The following is a 20,743-nucleotide window of genomic DNA, read 5'->3' on the forward strand; positions in this document are numbered from 1 at the left end:
GTCTGCTGTAGGTAATAAATGAGTGATGGGGCCGTCAGGTGATCGCGACCAGCGCCGCCAGCCGTTGCTCCAGCCGTTCCTGCAGCGCCGCCATGGCCCCGGAGCGGTGGCTGGACAGCCGGATCTGCTCGTGGCCCAGCAGTCCTGCCAGGCTGTCGATGGCGTCGATGTCGGAGCCCGGCAGCAGCGCGAGCAGCGCCAGTTGGTCCAGTCCGCCCACCAGCAACTGTTCGAGGGCGCGCAGGCCTTCCTCGGGCTCGATGGAGCCCAGGCCCAGGGCCTTCATGCGTTCCCGGTAGCGGGCGTCGCTCACCGAGCCCACGCCGCCCCAGTAGCCCCAGTTGATCACCTTGACCGGGCACGACCAGCGCGCCCGAAGCTGGTCGGCAAAGGCATCGGCGAAGGTGCAGCCGGCCGCGTAGTTGCCTTGGCCGGCGGCCGTGGTGAAGGACATCATCGAGGAGAAGAACAGCACGAAGTCCAGCTGCGCGGCGCTGTCGCCAAAGGCCCGGGCCAGGGCCACGCTGGTGGCGACCTTGGCCTCCAGGACCTGGCTGAAGGTCGACTCGTCCATGTTGGCCAGGCTGTAATCCTTGAGCACGATGGCCGAGTGCACCACGCCATTGATGGGGCCGAAGCGCTCGATGATCTGCTGCCGGGCCGCGGCCAACTGCAGGTGGTCCGTGGCATCGGCCTGCAGGTAGACCGGCGCGGGCCCTGCGTGCATCAGGCTGATGGCCGTCAGCTCGTCGAGCTTGGCGGCGATCTGCGCATCCAGCGCGCGCCGGCCGATCCACACCACCCGGGCGCGATGCTGGCGAATCAGGTGCTGGCTCCAGACCGCGCCAATCCCGCCGGCACCACCGATCACCAGGTACACCCCGCCGTCCCGATAGACCGGCAACCGGGCCGGCACGGAGGCCGCCTGCACCCGTGCCAGCTGGCGCTGCCGCCATTGGCCGTGACGCAGGGCCAGCAGCTCGCCGCTCGCCAGGGCGGCAAACGGCGCTGTCGCCAGGCGGTCCAACTGCTCGTCCGCGAGGTCCGCCAGGTGCACTGTCCAGTGCGGGTACTCCTTGGCCAGCGAGCCGGCCAGCCCATGCACCGCCGCATGCACCGCCTGGCAGGGGTCGCCCGGGCCGGTGCTCACCGCGCGGTCGGTGATCAGGCTCAGGCGCAGCGGCCGCCGACCGTAGCCCTGGTTCAGCAGTGCCTTGATCAGCCGGAACAGCGCCAGCACGCCCTGCTGTTGCCCGGCGACCGGATCCGCGTCGGCCTCCACCGCAGGCGCCAGCCACATCACCTCGGCCCATTCAGCGTCGGCCAGCAGTTCGGTCGCGGCGCTGTCCGGCCCGCCTGGCACCAGGCGCGCCCGGGGATAGAGCCCGGCCAGCGCCTGATGGCGCGAGGGGCTCACGCCGAAGATCAGCATCGCGCCCTGCTCGTCCGGCCGCGGCTGCTGTTGGGCCTCGACCACCGACCAGACCGGTGCCAGCAACTGCTGGACCGGCGTTGCCGGTGGTTGCTGCAGCAACGGGCCGAGGGATCGGGCACAGAACCCTTCCAGCCGGGCGCACAATTGCCCCTGCTGGTCACAGAGCTCGATGTCGATCCGGCCCGCGCTGTCGTGCCGGTCGCCACGCAACAGGGCCCACATCTGCCGCGTGCAAGGCGCAAGGATTTCCAGGCGCTGCAAGGCAAAGGGCATCAGCAGCGACAACGGCGCCGCCGGCCCGGCGTCCAGGGGCAGCAGCATGCCGATGGCGGCCTGCAGCGCGCTGTCGGTCATGCCGGGCTCCAGCCAGCAGTCGCCAACGGCCTGGATACCCTCAAGGTCCAGCTGTGCCAGCACCTCGCGCCGGCTGCCCTGCTGCGCGATCAGTAACTGGCGGATGCCGCGATGGCTGGCACCGTAGGCCAGGCCCATGGCGTCGAACAGCCGATAGACCTCGTCGCTGTCGAGGCGACGCTGCCAGGGGCGCTCGCGCCAGTGCGCCAGATCCAGGCGCTCGGCCGCAGGCGCGGCCTCGCCCGTCACCCGGGCCTGACAATGCAGCACCGGTTGCGCCCCCGCGTCATCGTCGCTGAGAAGGGTTACCACCCAGTGGCCGTCCAGCGCTTGCAGGTTGACCCGCAGGCACCGCGGCGCGGACCCGACGGTCAAGGGCGCCAGCCAGTTGAGCTGTTCGATGACCATGGCCCGTGCCTGGCCGTCCCCCCGTGCCTGGCTCACCGCGGCGCGGATGATTTCCAGGCAGGCCGCCCCGGGCAGGGTTTTGCTCGCGTTCACCACATGGTCAAGCAACCACGGCTCCTCGCCGTTGCAGAGGCAGGTGAACTGGTGCCCGTCGCCGGTGGCAGTGTGGCTGTGCAGCCAGGGATGGACCCTGGTCGCCGCCGGCAAGCCCTTGGCCGCCGTGGGCGCCCAATACCGCTCGGTGGCGAAGGGATAGGTCGGCAGGCTGATGCGTTGCGGCCGCTGGCGGTCCGGCGCGCGCAATGCGTTCCAGTCGATGCGCAGGCCGGCGCTCCACAACGCCAGCAGGGCTTGCAGTTCGCCATTGGCGTAGAGCTGGGCCAGATGCTCATGTTGCAGGGTGCGCGAACGGTTCTTGAAGGGTTCGAGGGCGGCGCTGCCGGTCTGGGTGTCACCGCAGATCCAGCCACGGTCGTCGCCGCCGGCCAGACCGCGCAAGGCGTCGAGCAGCTGTTGGGCGTCGGTCGCGATCAACGCGGCGCGATGCTCCATGGCCTCGCGCCCGACCTGCAAGGTCCAGGCAATCGCGTCCAGGCGCTGCGGCGCGTGCTGCAAGTGCTCTAGCAGGCGGCTGGCGATCTGGCGCAGCTGTCCGGGCTCGCGGGCCGACAACAGGATCATCTGCGGCCGGCCATCGGGCTCCGGCTGCGGCCGGGTGCCGGCGTATTGCGCCACGATCAAGTGGGCGTTGGATCCGCCCGCGCCAAACGAGGACAGCCCGGCAATCCGCGGCTGCAGCCGCCCCTCATCGGACGGCTGTGGCCAGTCGCGCAGGTGCTGGTTGACCTCGAACGGCGTGGCGGCAAAGTCGATAAAGGGGTTGAGGGTCCGGGAATGCAGCGACGGCGCGATTTTTCCGTGCTTGAGCTGCAACAGCACTTTGGTCAGGCCGGCGATACCGGCGGCGGCCTCGCAGTGGCCGATGTTGGATTTCACCGAGCCGATCCAGCAGGTCTGCCCCGCTGCCCGCGGTCCCAGAGCGTTGGCCAGGCCGGCGATTTCGATCGGGTCGCCCAGACGGGTGCCGGTGCCGTGGGCCTCGATGTAGCTGATGGCCGCCGGATCGACATTCGCGTCCTTGAGCGCGCCGCTGATGGCGGCCTGCTGCGCCCGTGGATCGGGCACGCTGTAGCCGGTGCTCTTGCCGCCGTGGTTGAGGTAGCTGCCCTTGATCAGCCCGTGGATCTGATCGCCATCGCGCTCGGCGTCCGCCAGGCGCTTGAGCACCACCACGCCCACGCCCTCGCCCGGTACATACCCGTCACCGCCCTCGCCGAAGCTGGCGCACTGGCCCTGGTTGGAAATGAACTGGCCGCTGCTGAGCATCAGGTACTTGTTGGGGTGCAGCGTCAGGTTGACACCACCGGCAATGGCCATGGCCGTGCGGCCGCTGTGCAGATCCTGGCAGGCCAGGTGCAGCGCGGTCAGCGAGCTGGAACACATCGAGTCCAGCGACAGGCTCGGGCCTTGCAGGTTGAGGCAGAACGACACCCGGTTGGCGATGCTCGCGCTGGAACCGGCAAAGCCCATGCGCTCGCCGCGCAGGCTGGCTTCGGCGCCCAACAGTTGATACTCGCTGTACATCACCCCGGCGTAGACGCCGACCTGCAGCATCGGCTCCGGTGTTCCGGCGCCGAGCTGACGGCTGTAGCCGGCGTCCTCCATGGCCGCCCAGGCGGTTTGCAGGAACAGCCGCTCCTGGGGGTCGATCAGCTCGGCTTCCAGGGGCGAGATATTGAAGAACAGCGGATCAAACTGATCGATGCCGTCGATAAAGCCGCCCCACTTGCTGTTGTGCACCCCGCTCTGCCCGCGGTCGCTGCTGTAGTAGTCGCGCCAGTCCCAACGCTCGGGCGGCACTTCGCCAATGCTGTTCCTGCCCTGGCTGAGGTTCTCCCAGAAGGCTTCGAGGGTCGGGGCGCCGGGGTAGCGCCCGGCAATGCCGATGATGGCGATGTCGTCCCGCGAGGCGGCGCTCGACGGCTGCGGCGACCACGGTTTGTCGAACAGCCGGCGTTGCGGCGCCGGGGCGCTGGGCAGCGGTTCGCCAGGCGCCTGGGCCGCAGTCGAGGCCAGGTAGCCGGCCAGGGCATGCAGGCTGGAGTACTCGAACAGCAGCCCCGGCGGCAACGCGCCAAAATGCCCTTCCAGGCGACGTGTGAGTTCAAGTACCTGCACCGAATCGATGCCGAAGTCCTCGAAGCAGCGCTGCTCGTCGATCTGCTCCGGCGGCGTGTGCAAGGCGCTGGCCAGCAAGGTGCGCAGTTGTGCGCTGGTCGAGGTCTGTGGCGCGCTGCGCATCGGCCGCGTGGCCAGGTGCTCAACCAGTGCCTGCAGGCTGGGGTATTGGAAGAACAGGGTCCTGGACAGCGCGCCGAAGCGTTTTTCCAGGACGGCAGTCATCTCCATGATCATCAGCGAGTCGATGCCGTACTGCTCGAACGGCACCTCGTTGTCCAGTCGCTCCGGGCGGATCTTCAGGGTCCGGGCCAGCAGCTGGCGCAGCCAGGGCAGCAGTGCCTCTCCCTCCAGCGGGGCTTGCTCCACCGCCACTGGCGCGGGCGGCCGGAGCAAGGCAAGGAGCTTTTCCCGGTCGCCGGCCAGCACCATCAGTTGGTCATCATCGCGCTGCAGGGCGTGATAGAAGGCCTGGACACCGGTGGCGCTGGCCATGGCCTCAATACCACTGCGCTGCGCCAGCAGGCGCCGCGCCGTATCGCTCATGTGCAAGCCGCCTTCCAGCCATAACGGCCAGTTGATCGCCAGGGTGCGGCCGTGCCGCGTGCCGGCCGCGACCTGCCGGTTGCGCAGGCTGGCGAAGGCGTCCAGATAGCCATTGGCGGCGGCGTAGTCGGTCTGCCCCGCGTTGCCCAGGACACTGGCGATCGAGGAGTACAACACGAAGAAATCCAGGGCCAGCCCGGCGCTGCTGCGATCCAGGTGCTGCACGCCGTCGACCTTGGCCGCGAACACCGCGGCAAAATCCGCCCTGGGCTTGTCCGCCAGCAAGGCGTCACGGGTGATGCCCGCGCAATGCAGGATGCCGTGCAAGGCGCCGTAGTCAGCGACCAGGTCGCTGATCAAGCGTTCAACCTGAGCGGCGTTGGCCAGGTCCACGGCGCGGTAGTCGACAGCCTCCCCCAGTTGCGCCAGCTTGGCCCGCACGGCGGGATCGCCGGCTGGCGTGCGGCCGCAGAGCACCACCCGGGCCTGGGGCGCCGCGGCCAGCAGCGCCTGCGCCATGACTGCTCCGACCCCGCCCAAGCCACCGCTGATCAGGTACACCCCGTCTGGCCGCCAAGGCGCGGGGGCCGCGTCCAGGGGTTGGGGTTGCCAGCTCAGCTGCTGGCGGCGCAGGGTGCCCGCCTGCGCCAGATAACGCAGGACGCACTCGTTGGGGGCGGCGGCCTCGGCGGCCAATGCGCTGAGCAGTTGCGGGGCCTCGAGCGCCGGTGCCACTTCGATCAATTGCCCGATCAACGCCGGCTGTTCACGGCTGACGCTGGACAACAGGCCGCCCAGGCCACGATAGCCCTGGGCATCGTCCGCCGGGACCAGCAGTTGAATCAGGCAGGGCTGCGCAGCGCCGAGCAAGGCTTGCAGCTGCTCGGCGAGCGCCAGCGCGGCTTGTGGGTAGTCAGTCGCGGGCAAGGCGCAATGGCCGATGCCCCGCGCCTGCAGGCCCTGGGCCAGGTCGGCAAAGGCGCGATGATGGCCCAGGCTCAGCACCCGGTGCGCCACCCCCGGCGTGGCTAACGCCGTGGCCGGCAGCGCGTCGTCCCATTGCTTGTGGCACAGCAGCGCGGTGCTGGCACCCTGGCGGTGATCGCTCAGGGTCCTGAACGCCAGTTGATGGAGGGTTGCACAGCACTGGCCATGCTCGTCGAACAGAGCCAGGTCGAACAGATGGCCGTCCGTGGTGCTGCCGCTGCGGCGTATCTGCACCTGCAGGGCGGCCGGGCAGTCGGCGAACAGCACGCACTGGCCCAGGGTCGCCGGCAGCAGCAAGGCCGGCGTGTCCCCCAGCTCTTCCAGCAGCAAGGCCATCACGCCTTGCATGGCACCATCCAGCAAGGCCGGATGCAGGGCAAAACCGTCAGTCAGCGCCGGGTCCTGCAGAGCGATCCGCGCCAGTACCTGATCGTCCTGGCGCTCCAGCGACAGCAGCCGCCGGTACCCCTGGCCATACTCGATGCCCATGGCGGCAAAGCGCTGGTAGCAGGCCTCGACCTCCACCACCCGGGCACCGAGGCCGTTGAACTCGAGCCCGGGGGCCACGACCACGGCATAGCGGGCGCGGGCCTGGGCATGCAGTTGCAACTGGGCATCAGGGTCGTAGGAGTAGATCCCGACCTGGTACTCGCCCTGCGCCGGCATGGTCAGTTCCAGGAACAGCTCGCCGTTGTTGGCCGCGTCGACGCTGAACGGCTGGCGCCAGGCCAGATCCTCTATCACCAGCGCCCTGCCCGCCGGCACCGGAGCGCCCAGGGCGTTGCTCAGCGCCGCCTGGATCAGGCTGACCAGCGCCGCGCCCGGGAGCACGCCCTGGCCATTGACCTGGTGCTCGGCCAACAGGCTTTCGCTGCCGCTGAACCGGCTCAGGTAACGCAAGCCGCGCAGGTCCGACACGTTGCGATGCAGCAGTGGATGCAGGCGTTCCTCGACGGCGCCGGGCACCCCAGCCGCGGCCAGCGGCGTCTGCCAGTAGCGCTCGCGGGCAAAGGGATAGCCCGGCAGGCTCAATGGCGCGGGCGTGCCCTGGGGGTACATCAGTTGCCAGTCCAGCACGGCGCCGTCGAGCCAGGCGTCGAGCAGGCGTTGCTGTGCCCCGGCGTCGAGTACCCGGCCGATGTCGAAGTCCGGCGCCTGAGCCTCGGGCTTCTGCCGGCCACGGCCCGACGTGACGCCGGCGCTGAGCAACTGCTCCAGGCCGGCCTTCAACTGGGCCAGGGAACTCACCCACCAGCCATGGCGATGCTCCATCGCCTCGCGCGCCACTTGCAGGGTGAAGGCCAGTGCCGGCAGATCGGCCTCGACCAGTGGCCCCTGGGCCAATTCGTCGAGCAACAGCCGGGCTTGCTGCAGCAGCTGCTCGGCGCTCTTGGCCGACAACAGCATCAGCACCGGGCGTTGCTCGTCGACCACCCTCGGTGGCCGTACCCGCAGGTCTTCGTATTCTTCGATCACCACATGGGCATTGGCGCCTCCGGCACCGAAGGAGGACACCGTGGCGATGCGCTTGAATGTCTGCGGCACCCCGTCGATCAGCACCTGCGGCCGCGGCCACTCGGCCAGCGTGCGCTGCACGGCAAACGGAGTGTTGGCGAAATCGATGTGCGGGTTGGCGGTATCGGCGTGCAGCGATGGCACCAGCTGGCGGTGCTGCAGTTGCAACAGCACCTTGGTGATACCGGCGATACCCGCTGCGCTTTCGCAATGGCCGATATTGCTCTTGATCGAGCCGATGGCGCAGTACTGCGTCCCGGGCGTTGCCCCGCTGCTGCTGAAGGCCCGGGCCAGGCCGGCGATCTCGATCGGATCGCCCAGCGCGGTGCCGGTGCCATGGGCCTCGACATAGCTCACGGCCCTGGCGTCGACCCCGGCCCGGGCCAGCGAATCCACCACCAGCCGGCTCTGGGCCAGGGGATTGGGCACGGTGTAGCCGTTGGTCTTGCCCCCGGCATTGATCATGCTGCCCTTGATCACGCCGTAGATCCGGTCGCCATCGGCCTCGGCCTGCGCCAGCGGCTTGAGCAGCAGTGCGCCCACGCCTTCACCGGCGACAAAGCCATCGGCATCGGCACCGAAAGCCTTGCAGTGCGGGCCTGGGGACAACATCTGCATTTCGCTCAGGCCCATGTAGTGCACCGGGTCCACCAGCAGGCTGACCCCACCCACCAGGGCGCAGTCGCTGTCGCCGCGCTCCAGGCTTTGCAGCGCCAGATGCAGTGCGGTGATCGACGAGGAACAGGCGGTGTCCACCGCCAGGCTCGGGCCCTGGAAGTTGAACTGGTATGACACTCGGTTGGCCACCGACCAGTAACTGGACTGGTGGCTGTAGGTACCGTTCATCACGCCGACAAACACCCCGACCCGCTGCCGCTCGGCCAGGCGTGCCGGGGTATAGCCGGCATCACTGATGCAGTGATAGGCCTCTTCCAGGAACAGCCGCTCCTGGGGGTCCATTTTCAGGGCTTCGCGGGGCGAAATGTGAAAGAACAGCGGATCGAACCGATCGATCTGGCCAATGAAACCGCCCCATGGCGTATAGATGCGACCTGCCGTTCCCGGGGTCCGGTCAAAGTACCGGCGCCAGTCCCAGCGTTCGGCCGGCACTTGGGCAATGCAGTGCTCCCCGGCCTTGAGGTGTTGCCACAGCTGGCGAACGTTGTCGGACCCGGCGTAGCGCCCTGACAGCCCGACAATGGCGACGTCGCTGTAGCGCTGCTGCGCCGCTGGCGGCTCGGGAGGACGCTTGGCAAAGCGCGACGGGACCGGCGTGAACAAGGGCTCGACCGGCGCCCTGGCCGGTGGCGCGCCGCTGGCTGGCGCCGGATCCAGTCCCAGCAGCTGTTGCAGCCGGTCTTTCTGGGTGGCGAGAAAATGCTCCGCCAATGCCTCGATGGTCTGGTATTCGAAGAACAGCGTGCTGCTGACCCCGGCCAATTGGTCCCGCAGCAGGTTGGTCAGTTGCACCACCAGGATCGAATCGATGCCATAGGTTTCCAGCGCCTCGCGGGCGTCGATCTGCTCGGGCTCGATCTTGAACAGCCCGCCAATCACCTGCTTGAGGTAGCGCACCGTCTCGGCTTTGAGCCGGCTGCTGCTCACCTCGCCCAGCGCCGCGGGGCTGATGCCCGGTTGCGGCGCCCGGGGTGCCAGGGGCGCCTGGGCCACCACCGTTTCACGCCGCACCGGCGCAATACGGGGCGCTTCGGCGCGCTCGGGGCGCTCCTGCCAGACCAGGCCGTTGCTCTGGGCGATGACGATCTGCTGCCCCAGGTCGTGCTCGGCCAGCGCCGGGAAATGCACCTGCCGATAGCCTTCGCTTTCCAGCACCTGCTTCCACTGCCGGGGGGCCAGTGCCGGGCCGCCCGGCAGGCGATGCTGCGGGTCGTCGAACAGCCACCAGCCCTTGAGCAGGCCGAAGGTCAGGTGAGTGAACAGGCCATTGCGGGCAATCTCGTTGATCAGCAGCAGGCCGTTGTGCTTGAGCGCGGCCTTGGCATTTTTCAGGGCGCGGCGCAGGTCCGGCGTGGCGTGCAGAACGTTGGTGGCGATCACCAGGTCATAGGCGCCGGCCTTGATGCCCTGGGCGGCCAGCGGCTGGTCGACGTCGAACAGTTGGTAGCTGAGGTACGGGGCATGCGGGCCATAGGCCTGCTGCGCGTGCATCAGGAACGCCTGGGAGACGTCGGTGTAGCAGTACTCGGCGATCTGCGCTTGCAGGGGCTGCAGTTTTTCAAAGGCGCGGGCACTGGTGCCGCCGGTGCCGGCGCCGATTTCCAGGATCCGGATCGAGGCCCGGGGATCCTGCTCCAGGCGGCCGCGGACAAATTCGAGCATGGCGTCGAGCAGCACTTCGTTGAAGAAGTCCGACACCGGGTTGTGTTTGTAGATGCCCTCGACCCTGGACATCGAGGCGTCGGGGAACAGCACGTCGGTGGCCGCGATCCGCCCGTCGAGGATCTGCGGCAAGACCCGCAGGGTCGCTTCGGCCAGCAGGGCCTCGGCCTTGAGGCTGGGGTGTTCGAGCCAGGCCGGCTGCTGCCGCGCCCATTCCTGCCACAGCGCCTCCAGGTCCAGGGGCTGCGGATTGGCGACCCGGCAGGTATCGCCTTCCAGCTGCACATAGCCGCGCTGCGCCAGTTCCTCAAGGCTCTTGGCGAACCAGCGTCGGTACAGCGGCAACACAGGGCTGTGCTGCTGCAACCGGGCAAGGGATTCGCACGCCTGGGTGAACAGGCCCAGTTGCTGCAACTGGGCATAGAGCAGGCGAACCTGCAGCTCATCCAGCGCCGCCCGTTGGGCCTGCACCTGCCCGACAACGCCGCGCACCTGCCGACTGTCCGGCCGCAGGCCGTGCAGGCGCCCGATCAACGATGGATAGGCCGGCGCCCGAACCTCGCCATATTCGCCGAACAGCCCGCCAGGATGACGGGCCAGCCCCAGGTGCTCGAAGGTTTCGCTCAAGCGCCCGCAGGTGCGCAGGAAGGTCAACTGGCTCAGCGGCGCGCCGTCGTCCGGGGCACCGAGCAGCGCGTCCAGGGCACGCATCGCCTGTTTGCCGTCGATGGAGCCCAGGCCGACCTCGGCCATGCGGCGCCGGTAGTCGTCGCTGGCCACCGAGCCGACGTCGCCCCAGTAGCCCCAGTTGATGACTTTCACCGGGTAGCCGCGTTGTTGCCCCAGGGCCTGCGCGAAGGCGTTCTTGAAGGTACAACCGGCCGCGTAATTGCTCTGGCCCGCCGACTTGGTATAGCTCTGCAACGAGGAGAAAAACAGCATGAAGTCCAGGGGCTGGTGCTCGAACACCTCGGCCAGACGGGCACAGACATCGACCTTGGCGGCCAGCCCCGCGGCGAATTTCTGCGGCTGCATGCGTGCCAGGCTTTGATCCTCCAGCTGGATCGCGGCGTGGATCACCCCATGAATCCGCCCATGCTCGGCCAGCACCTGGGTCACTGCCTGCTGCAGCGCGGCGTGGTTGCCGGCATCGGCGCTGATATAGCGTGGCGCCGGGCCCAACCGGGCCAGTTCACTGATGGCGGCGTCAATCCGCGCATCCTGCGGGCGGCGCCCGAGCCAGATGACCTGGGCGCCACGGGTACGGATCAGGTGTTCGCTCCACAACCGGCCAATGCCGCCGGCACCGCCGACGACCAGGTACACCCCGGCGTCGCGATACAGGCTTTCGCCCTCGCCGCCCCGCTCCAGCGGCACCAGGCAGGGCGCAAGATACGGGCGATACCAGACATCGTCGCGACAGGCCAGGGGCTCGCCCCGGGGATCGGCGGGCAGTGACAGGGGGTCCAGGCTCGGCCAACTGTCGCCGGCCGGCAGGTCCACCACGCACACCGGCCAATGGCTGTACTCCTTGGCCAGGCCCCCCATCAGCCCGTGAAGGCTGGCGTGAGCGGGCGCCACGGGTTCATCGGCGGCCTGTTGCAGCGGGCTCGCCGCGCCGAACACCGTCAGGGTGGCGCGGGTGATGAGCGTCCAGGCCAGCGGCTGCTGGTCCAGGCCCAGGAGCAGCAACGCCTTGATCAAGCGAAAACAGCTCAACACCCCGGACTGCTGCGCGTGGATCAGTTGCTCGGCGCTGGTGTGCGCCGCCATGGCGCTGGGTGCCAGCCACAGCAGGTGCTCCAGCGGGCCGGCCTCGCGCAGCCGCGCGGCGAGCGTTTCGATGGATTCGCTGCCGTCCAGCAACATCGACGCCCGCTGCGGATAGCGCGCCGTCAACTGTTGCAGGCCTTGCGGGTCATTGGCGATCAACAGCACCCGGGCGGCGCCGGACGGCAGGGGCTGAGGCTCGACCCGCTGCCATTTCTCCAGCAGGCAAGCGTCCGTCTGCCCGCGGTCGTCGAGCATCACCTCCAACGCCGACGGCGCTTTCATCTCCCGCAGGGCAAAGCCGTGCAGCGCAACGCAATGCTCGCCCTGCTGGTTGTAGATATCGATATCGAAAACCCAATGCCCGGCCGCGCTGGCCTGCGCCACAGGCCGCACCCAGGCCCAGACCTGCTCCCCCAGGGCCGCACCGCTGTGCTCTAGGCGGTCCAGGGCAAAGGGCACCCGGGTCTGCTGCCGTTGCACCGTTGCGCCTTGCGCAAGCGGGTCGGCGACCAGCAGGCCCAGGGTGCATTGCAAGGCGCCGTCCATCAGGCTTGGGTGCAGGACAAATTGCCGGTGATCGGCCTTCAGTGATGGCGGCAACTGGATCTGCGCCAGCAACTGTCCGCCGCTGCTGTGCAGTTCGCGGACCGTCCGGTGGCTGGGGCCGTAGTGGATGCCGACGCTGTCGAACTGGCGGTACAGCGCCTCGGCGTCCAGGCACGGGCCGTTGATCCTGGCCTGCAGCGATGCCAGTGACGCCAGGGGTTCCATGGGGTCCTGCCGCCATTGCGCCTCGCCCTGGCAGCACAGGGCCTGGGTCTGCTGTTGGAGAATCGCGAAGGTCAGGCGATGGGCGTCCACGGCATTGATCTGCACCTCAAGCGTGACGGGCGCCTGATCCTGCTCGCTGAGCGTCAGCGGTTGCGACCACACCAGGTGGCACAGGCTCACCGCTCCGGCGAGTGCCTGATCCCCCAGGGAGCGACTGACCGCCTCGCGGGCCATTTCCAGGTAGGCCACGCCAGGCAGGACTTTGTGCTCATGCACCCGATGATCGCGCAGGAAGAACTCTTGACCGCTGAATACCGAGGTGAACTTCTGCTGCGTCAGGTCGGAGACATTGCGTTGCAGCAAGGGGTGCAGCCGGGCTTCGCCGAGCCCCTGGACCGGCGGCGGCAACTGGAGGTCGCCGGACACCCAGATCCGCTCGCGGGCAAAGGGATACCCCGGCAGGCTGATGCGCCGGGCACTGCCCAGGGGCGCCCCCAGCAGCGCCCAATCGAACGTCAGCCCCCTGACCCACAATTCCAGCAGTTTTGCGTATTTGCCTTTGTCGGCCCAGGCCGCCAGGGTCGCTTGCATGTCCTCATCGTGGGCCAGCACGGCCATCGCGGCCTTGTTCTCCTGTACCCGACCCAGATGCACGCCGTCGAAGCAGCCGAAGTGCTCAGGCGCCTTGAGCCATTGCTCCAGGCCCTGGGCCAGGCGCTCCTGCAGCTCGCTGATGGACGCTGCGGTGAACGCCAGGCGATATTCCATGGCCTCCCGGCCCTGCTGCAGGGTCAGGGCCAGGTCCGCCAGACGCGGCAGCTGGCCTTCGCGCTCGCGCCGCAACAGGCACTGCTGCAAACGTTCGATTTGCTGTTGCAGCTGCAACGGGGTGCGGGCCGACAGCACGATGATCGCCGGTGGCCCGGCCACCGGCGCTTCCCGCTCCGGCGCCAGGTACTGGGCGATGATCACATGGCCATTGGAGCCGCCGGAACCAAAGGACGACACGGACGCGGCCAGCGGGTAGTCGCGCTCCTGGCCATCCAGATTGAGCCGCGGTTGACGCCACTCTTGCAGTTGCTGCGGGATATGGAACGGCGATTGGCCAAAGGCGATGCCCGGGTTGAGTCGGCTCGAATGCAGCGACGCCACCAGTTGGCGGTGCTTGAGTTGCAGCAGCACCTTGGCCACCCCGGCGATCCCGGCGGCCGATTCCAGATGGCCGATATTCGATTTGGCCGAGCCCAGCGCGCACTGCTGTGCCCCCGCCGGTTCCCTGCCAAGGGCCGCACTGCGCCGGGCAAAGCCCTGTTGCAGGCCGCTGATTTCGATTGGATCGCCGAGTGCGGTGCCGGTGCCGTGGGCCTCGATGTAACTCAGCTCGCGGGGGTCCATGCCGGCCTTTTCCAGTGACTCGGCGATCATTGCCCCCTGGGCATTGGGGCTGGGCACGGTGTAGCCATGGGTCTTGCCGTTATGGTTGAGCGACGTTGCGCGGATCACCCCGTAGATGTTGTCGCCATCGGCCTGTGCCTGTGACAGGGGCTTGAGCAACACCGCGCCGGCGCCTTCGCCGGGGACGAAACCGTCGCCGCCTTCACCGAAACTGCGGCAGCGGCCATCGCTGGAGGACATGGTCAACTGCGACTGGATGAAGTACTTGTTCGGGTGCAGCGACAGGTTGACGCCGCCGGCCAGCGCCACCCGGCACTCGCCCCGTTGCAGGCTCTGCACCGCCAGGTGCAGCGCGGTCAGCGAGGAGGAACAGATGGTGTCGACCGCCATGCTCGGGCCGGTGCAGTCGAAGACGTAGGACACCCGGTTGGCAATCGAGCCGAAGGAGGAATCCACCGCGTCATCGGTGCAGTCGGCGGCGGCAGAACGGGTATAGAGCAGGTACTCGCCGTGCATCACCCCGACAAACACGCCCATTTTCCCCTGGTAATGGCGTTGCAGGCCGGCCCGGTCGTAGCCCGCGTCTTCCAGGGTGTGCCAGGCGGTTTCGAGGAAGATCCGTTCCTGAGGGTCCATGCGCTCGGCGTCGCGCGGTGAAATATTGAAGAACAGCGGGTCGAAGCGGTCGACAGCGTCGATGAATCCGCCCCACTTGGTGTTGATCTTGCCTTTTTGGCTGCGGTCGGGGCTGTAGTAAGGCTGGTGCTGCCAGCGCTCGCCGGGGATTTCGCTGATGCTGTCGACTGCGTTCTTCAGGTTGTCCCAGAAGCTGTCGATGTCCGGGGCACCGGGAAAGCGTCCGGCCAGGCCGATGATTGCAATTGGCTCGGCGTGCTCGTGGCGTCGCTCGCTGTCGGGACGCGGTGCCGCACGGCTGGCCGGGGCCGCCTGTGCCGCCGCGGCCGCGGGCGCTTGAACCCCGAGCAACTGGCGACTGCGCGACGGGTGCCGGGCAGCGAACCAGTTGGCCAGTGCGCTGATGCTCTGGTGCTCGAAGAACAGCGTGCTTGGCAAGTCCCCGAAGGCTTGGGCCAGTCGCTGGTTGAGGGTGGTGATCATCAGCGAGGTCAGGCCGTAGCGGTCGAAGCTTTCCAGGCTGTCGATGCTGCTCTCGGGTATGGCCGAGACTTTCGAGAAGTGCTGCGTGAGGTAGCCCTCCAGCGCCGTTTGCAGGCGCGGGTCCGTCACCGGCGTCGCCGCCTCGTCCTCGGCGGCGCCGGTGGCGATATGGCAATCGAGGCCGGCAAAGGGGTACGCCGCCAAGGCCACGCGCCGCCAGTCATGGCGGGCAATCTGCGACAGGTCGGTGTCACCGGCCACCCAACGCTGGCCGATGGTGCTCAGGGCAGCCCGATCGAGGCCGCGCAGGTCCGCTTCGGTGGCCAGCGGTGGCGCCGCTCTGGCATCGCTGCCACAGCGGGTCGAGCACTCCGACGCGGCCTTGAGCAAGGTCAGCAGTTCGGACTCGCTGTCGGCCACCAGCGCCAGCCGCTGGCCCAGTGCAACCCTGCCGACGCACAGGGTGTAGCTGATGTCTCCAAGGCGCGCGTCGCCCAGGCGACCGGCTTGAAGGTCGTCGGCGAACGCCCCGAGCAATTGCTCGAGCTGCGCGGCGCTGGCGGCGGAAAAGGGAAACAGCCAGGGCCCGCGCTGCTCGGGCGCGGCGACCTCAGGCGGCGGCGCTTCGAGGATCAGGTGGCCGGCGGAACCACTGGCTCCGAAGGCATTGATCAAGGCCCGTCGAGGGCCTTGCCAGTCGCGCAAGGTGTCGGCAATGAGCAGCTGCTTGTGCTCCGGGCCGATCAGTGGGCTCAAGGGCACGCAGCCCAGGGTCGGGGCGATCTGGCGGTGCTCGAACTGCAGCAGGACCTTGGTGATCTGCGACAGCGCCGAGGCCGATTCAAGGTGGCCGATGTTGGCCTTGATCGAGCCGACTGGCAGTGGCGTATCGCCCTGGCGGTGGCCGAAGACCTTGGCCAGCGCCGCGAATTCGGCACCGTCCGCCAGGCTGGCGCCGGGCGCGGCAGCCTCCACGTAGCCAATCGCCTCGGCGGACAACCCCGCCTGCTCCAGGGCCCGGCGCATCGAGGCGGCCTGAATCTCGGCGTTCGGCATGCCGTAGCGAAAGGTCTTGCCGCTGTGGCTGATCGCCGTGGCGCGGATCACACCAAGGATCCGGTCACCGTCGCGGCGGGCGTCCTCCAGGGGGCGGATCAACAGCGCACCCACGCCCTCGCCCGCCACCCAACCGTTGGCGTGGAGACCGAACGGATGCGCCTGGCCCTCTGCGGACAACAGCTGCAAGGCGCTCAGCAGCTCCAGGTGCGACGGATGACTGATCAGGTTGACGCCACCGACGATCGCCGCCTGGCACTCGCCCTGGCGAAGGCTGGTGCAGGCAAAATGCAGGGCGGTCATTGCCGAGGAACACGAGGTGTCGAACACCACGCTGGAGCCGCTGAAGTCATTGAAGAACGACACCCGGTTGGCGATGGCCGAATGGAACGAGGTGGCGCGCTCGCCCTGGTCGCCGGGCCGATGGTGCTGGTAGTCGCCCCACATCGCGCCGACAAACACCCCCACCCGCTCGGCCCGACGCTGCAGACCGGCGGCGGTATAGCCGCTGTTTTCCAGGCAATGCCAGACCGCTTGCAGGAACAATCGCTCCTGGGGGTCCAGGGTTTTCGCCTCGGCGGGGGTGATCTTGAACAACAGCGGATCAAACAACTGCTTGTCGGCCAGGGCGCCCACTGCCCATTGCGGCGAATCCGCGGCGCCTGGCGCGTCATGCAGCAGCGCTTGGCGGCTGAGTGTCTGGATCGACGAACGTCCGGCGCGAAGGTTGTGCCACAGCTCCCGGGGGTCGGCGGCGCCGGGGTAGCGGCCGCTGAGGCCGATGATCGCCAGTGCACCCGCGTTCTCGGGCTCGCGGGCGGCCCAGGCTTCGTCCTCATTCCCAAGCTCAGGCTGCAGCTCCAGCCGTGGCCAGCCCGGCGGCAGCCCCTGGCTGACGGCGCCGCCGACAAAGCTGTGCAACAGCTCCTGGTGTTCATCCAGGTGGAAGGCGCTGCGAACCTTGTCGAAATACATCGAACCGATGGGGCACAGCCCGATGCCGAACTCGGTCTGTTGTTCCAGCAGCAACTGGCCGATGCGTCCGGCCTGGAGCAGGTGGCGATAACGCCGCTCGGGGTCGTTGCCTGCCGAGCGAGCGGACACCAGGAATATCCGTAAGCGCGCCTGTTGCGCGTGCTTGCGATTGAACGGCGTGTAGCTGCGGTTGAACGCCAGCGGGTCGCCTTCGCCCAAGGGGCTCAGGCTGTGGCTGTCGGCGTGGTAGCGATAGAGGCCGGGCGGCGGGCACTGCGCCTGGGCCTGATCGCTGCCGGCGGCCAGCTGCAGGTAGATCTCCAGGTCCTGCAGCGCGTCGGCGTGGTACAGGTGACGGGCATCCGGCCCGGCCCGCAACAGGCTCAACAATCGGCTCAACTGCGCCACGCTCAAGGCCTGGTCGCCGTATTGGCGCTTGGCGGCGCGCAGTTGCAGGGCGTCGGCGCTGATCGGTGCAGCGGGCAGATCGATGCCCACTGCCCCGTGCTGCAGCAGGTCACTGCGAATCTGCCGCTGTTGCTGGTGCAAGCGCTCCAGCGCGTCCTTGCCCGGCAGGTCGAAACCATTGTTGCTGGCGGCCAGGAAGTCGTCGAAGCGCAGGCCGGAGCGCCCACTTGCAGCGCCACCCGAATCGCCGGGAATCAGGCAATGCAGCACCCGGTGGCTGGGCTCCAGCTTGCACAGCTGGGCAACCGATGCCGCGTCCACGTCTTGGCTCGGGACCAGGGCCAGGTCGAAGCCGGCCTGGTGCGACAGCAGCAGTTGTTCGATATAGCCCGCCTCCAGCACCAGCAGCGCCGGGGCGGCGTGATTGTAGAGCGGCTCGATGGCGGCCATCTGGGCCACCAGAAACAGCGCAAAACCGGCTTCGGCCAGGGCTGGCGAGCCCGGATCGGCCGGCACGCGGATCGGCAACAGGCGATTGAGCCGCGGCTGGTAGTACCAGGTGCCTGAGGGCAAGCCCTCGACCTGCCCCGGGGCCACATACAGGTAGCACTGGATGGCGTTGAGGCCGCCGGCCGAGGAATAGAGGTACTTGCCCTGGCCTGCCAGCGTCACCTCACGCAACAGCGAGAGCAGGCCCCCCAGCCGTTCAAGGCTGGGCGGCGCAACCTGGACGAGGCGTTGATAGGCGCGAGGATCAAAGTCCACCCTCTGCAGCTGGATCGGCTCCGGGGCGTCGCTTGGTGGCGTCGGGCAGGTCGTTGCCACGCCGGGCCGGTCGACGCTTGCAGGGTTGCTGTCGAGGATAAAGGCGATGACGGCAGCGATGCTCGGCTGTTCGAGAAATATCTCCACCGGCAGCGTGACCTGGTACTGCTGATGAATGCTGTGCACCGCTTGCACCAGGGTGAATGAGGTGGCGCCCTGATCGAACAGATCGTCGTCGACCGCCAGTTCATCAATCCCCAGCGCCTCGATGAAGTACGCCTGCAGCCAGGCGCTCAGTGCCTGGGGATCCAGGGTGGCGGCCCGGCGGCTGTCGGGCGCCGGGCCATCGGTGGCCAGCAGCGCCTGGCGATCGGCCTTGCCGTGGGCCGTGACCGGAATCTGTTCGACGAACTGCACCCGATTGGGCGTCATGTACTCCGGCAGGCGCGACTTGACGAAATCGCGCACTGCCTTCTTGTCCAGCCCGTCGGCAACCACATAGGCCACCAGCTTCGGGTCTTCGCCGGCGGCATCCTGGACCAGCACCACCGCGTCGCTGATGGCCGGATGGCTGTTGAGGGTGCTTTCGATTTCGCCCAGTTCGATGCGAAACCCACGCAGCTTGACCTGGGAATCGAAACGCCCCAGCACTTCGATCTCGCCGTTGTCGAGGAAGCGCGCCTCGTCACCGGTGCGATACAGCCGGGCGTCGGGTGCTGCGCAGAACGGGTCGCGAATGAACTTCTCCGCCGTCAGTTGCGGCCGGTTGAGATAGCCCCGGGCCAGGCCGACACCGCCAATGCACAGCTCGCCGGTCTGGCCGATGGGCAGCGGATTGGCCTCGGCATCGAGGATGTGGATCTGGATATTGTCGATGGGCCGGCCAATCGGCACGCGCCGGTCCGGGCGCGGTTCGGCAGGCCACCAGGTGACGTCCACCGCCGCCTCGGTCGGGCCGTACAGGTTGTGCAGACGGGCCTGCAGCCGCGCACGAAACTGCAGCAGCAGCTCGTGGGTCAGGGCCTCGCCGCTGACGAAGACCTTGTCCAAAGAGCGACACTCGCCAACCGTCGGGTGCTTGAGGAAGAAGCGCAGCATGGACGGCACGAAATGGCAGATGGTGATCTGCCGCGCCTGGATGAGCTCCACCAGGTAGTGGGCGTCCTTGTGGCCTTCGGGCCTGGCCATGACCAGACAGGCGCCGCTGAGCAACGGCAAAAACAGCTCCCAGACCGAGACATCGAAGGTGAAGGGCGTCTTCTGCAGGATCCGGTCCTGTGGCCCCACCCCATAGTGACGCTGCATCCACAGCAGCCGGTTGCAGATGGCCTTGTGCGGCAGCATGCAGCCTTTGGGGCGCCCGGTGGAGCCCGAGGTGTAGATCACATAGGCCAGATCTTCAGGGCGGTTGACCGGCGCGGGATTATCCTCGCAGGCGTGCAGCTCCTCACTGGCGGGGTCGTCCAGGCAGAGCACTTCAATGCCATAGGCGGCGAGCCGGTGGGCAAAGCGTTGTTGTGTCAGCACCACGCCGACCGAGGCGTCTTCGATAAGCAGGGCCAGGCGCTCTTCGGGGTAGCCCGGGTCCAGCGGCAGGTAGGCGCCCCCCGCCTTGAGGATCGCCAGCAAGGCGATCATCAGCTCCAGTGAACGCTCCATCTGCACGCCCACCAGGCTGTCGGGCCCGACGCCGAGCTCGCGCAGGTAGTGCGCCAACCGATTGGCCCGACGATTCAACTGGCTGAAACTCAGGCGCTGCTCGTCGAAGCACAGGGCCACGGCATCGGGGCTGCGCTCCACCTGTTGCTCGATCAACTGCTGCAGGCACAGGTCCAGCGGATACTCGTGGTGGGTGTCGTTCCAGCCGGCAATCGTCGCACTTTCCCGGGCTTGATCAGCCTCCGGGGCTGCGGACGAAGGGCTCTGTGGACCCGCTTGGGTTGGGTTGTTGTCAGACACTGCGCGACTTCCCTGTCAGGTTGGGCCGATGTCATCGGCGACTGTTGATCCGTGTCATCCCGTCAGCGCGGCACGCGGCGACCAGCGCGTTGCCATGCCGTGTTGCGGATTACCTGGGAGCGTTCGGATTCTTCGTGCAGCTAATGCTTGATGGGCGCCCTGCAGCGCGACCCCAGCGGCCGCTCAACGGCACTGGCGACAAGCCTTCGGGGGCCTGCCTGGGAGAAGAAAAGCGCAAAGCAGCCGCCGGCCCTGGCGCAATAGCCAGGGTTGGGGCTGTTCAACGTGGATTCAGTGGAGAGCAAGGCCAACACATCCGTGTACCTGAACACAGTAATTCCCTATTGCCAGTGAGTGTCTGAGGCTGGTCAGCAACAACGATGCCTGCCTGGCGTCATTGTTGTTTCACACCACTTGGGGCGTATTTATCGCCTGCTTGCGCCTGCAGGTTCAGGTTGCTTCCTGCAGGACAACGGTACGAGCGTAGTAGCCGCCGATGAGCTGTCAAACCCGAATGCAAACACTTTACACATCGAGGCCCCATGGCCTGCCCGAACCTCACCCGACAGACTGCCGCCACCCCCGGCGCAGCTCTGTTTCAAGGGTTGCGAGCCGTCGCGGAAGGCTCTTCGACGCCACAAAAAAATTCACAATTGAAAATTTTCGGATCGGTATTAGGCTAACGGCCTGGGTGCCAAT

The 20,743-nt window shown here is 67.7% G+C and carries 1 protein-coding gene; it reads right to left on the reverse strand.

Translation table 11 applies throughout. The features are described from left to right. Window positions 1–34: 34 nt before the first annotated feature. The gene (locus L1O02_RS15865; protein WP_235758253.1) at window positions 35–20,044 is read right to left on the reverse strand and encodes an amino acid adenylation domain-containing protein; all 20,010 of its coding nucleotides are present in this window, start codon (window positions 20,042–20,044) and stop codon (window positions 35–37) included. Window positions 20,045–20,743: the final 699 nt, after the last annotated feature.

This window comes from Pseudomonas sp. BC42 (assembly GCF_021560055.1).
Classification (GTDB): Bacteria; Pseudomonadota; Gammaproteobacteria; order Pseudomonadales; family Pseudomonadaceae; genus Aquipseudomonas.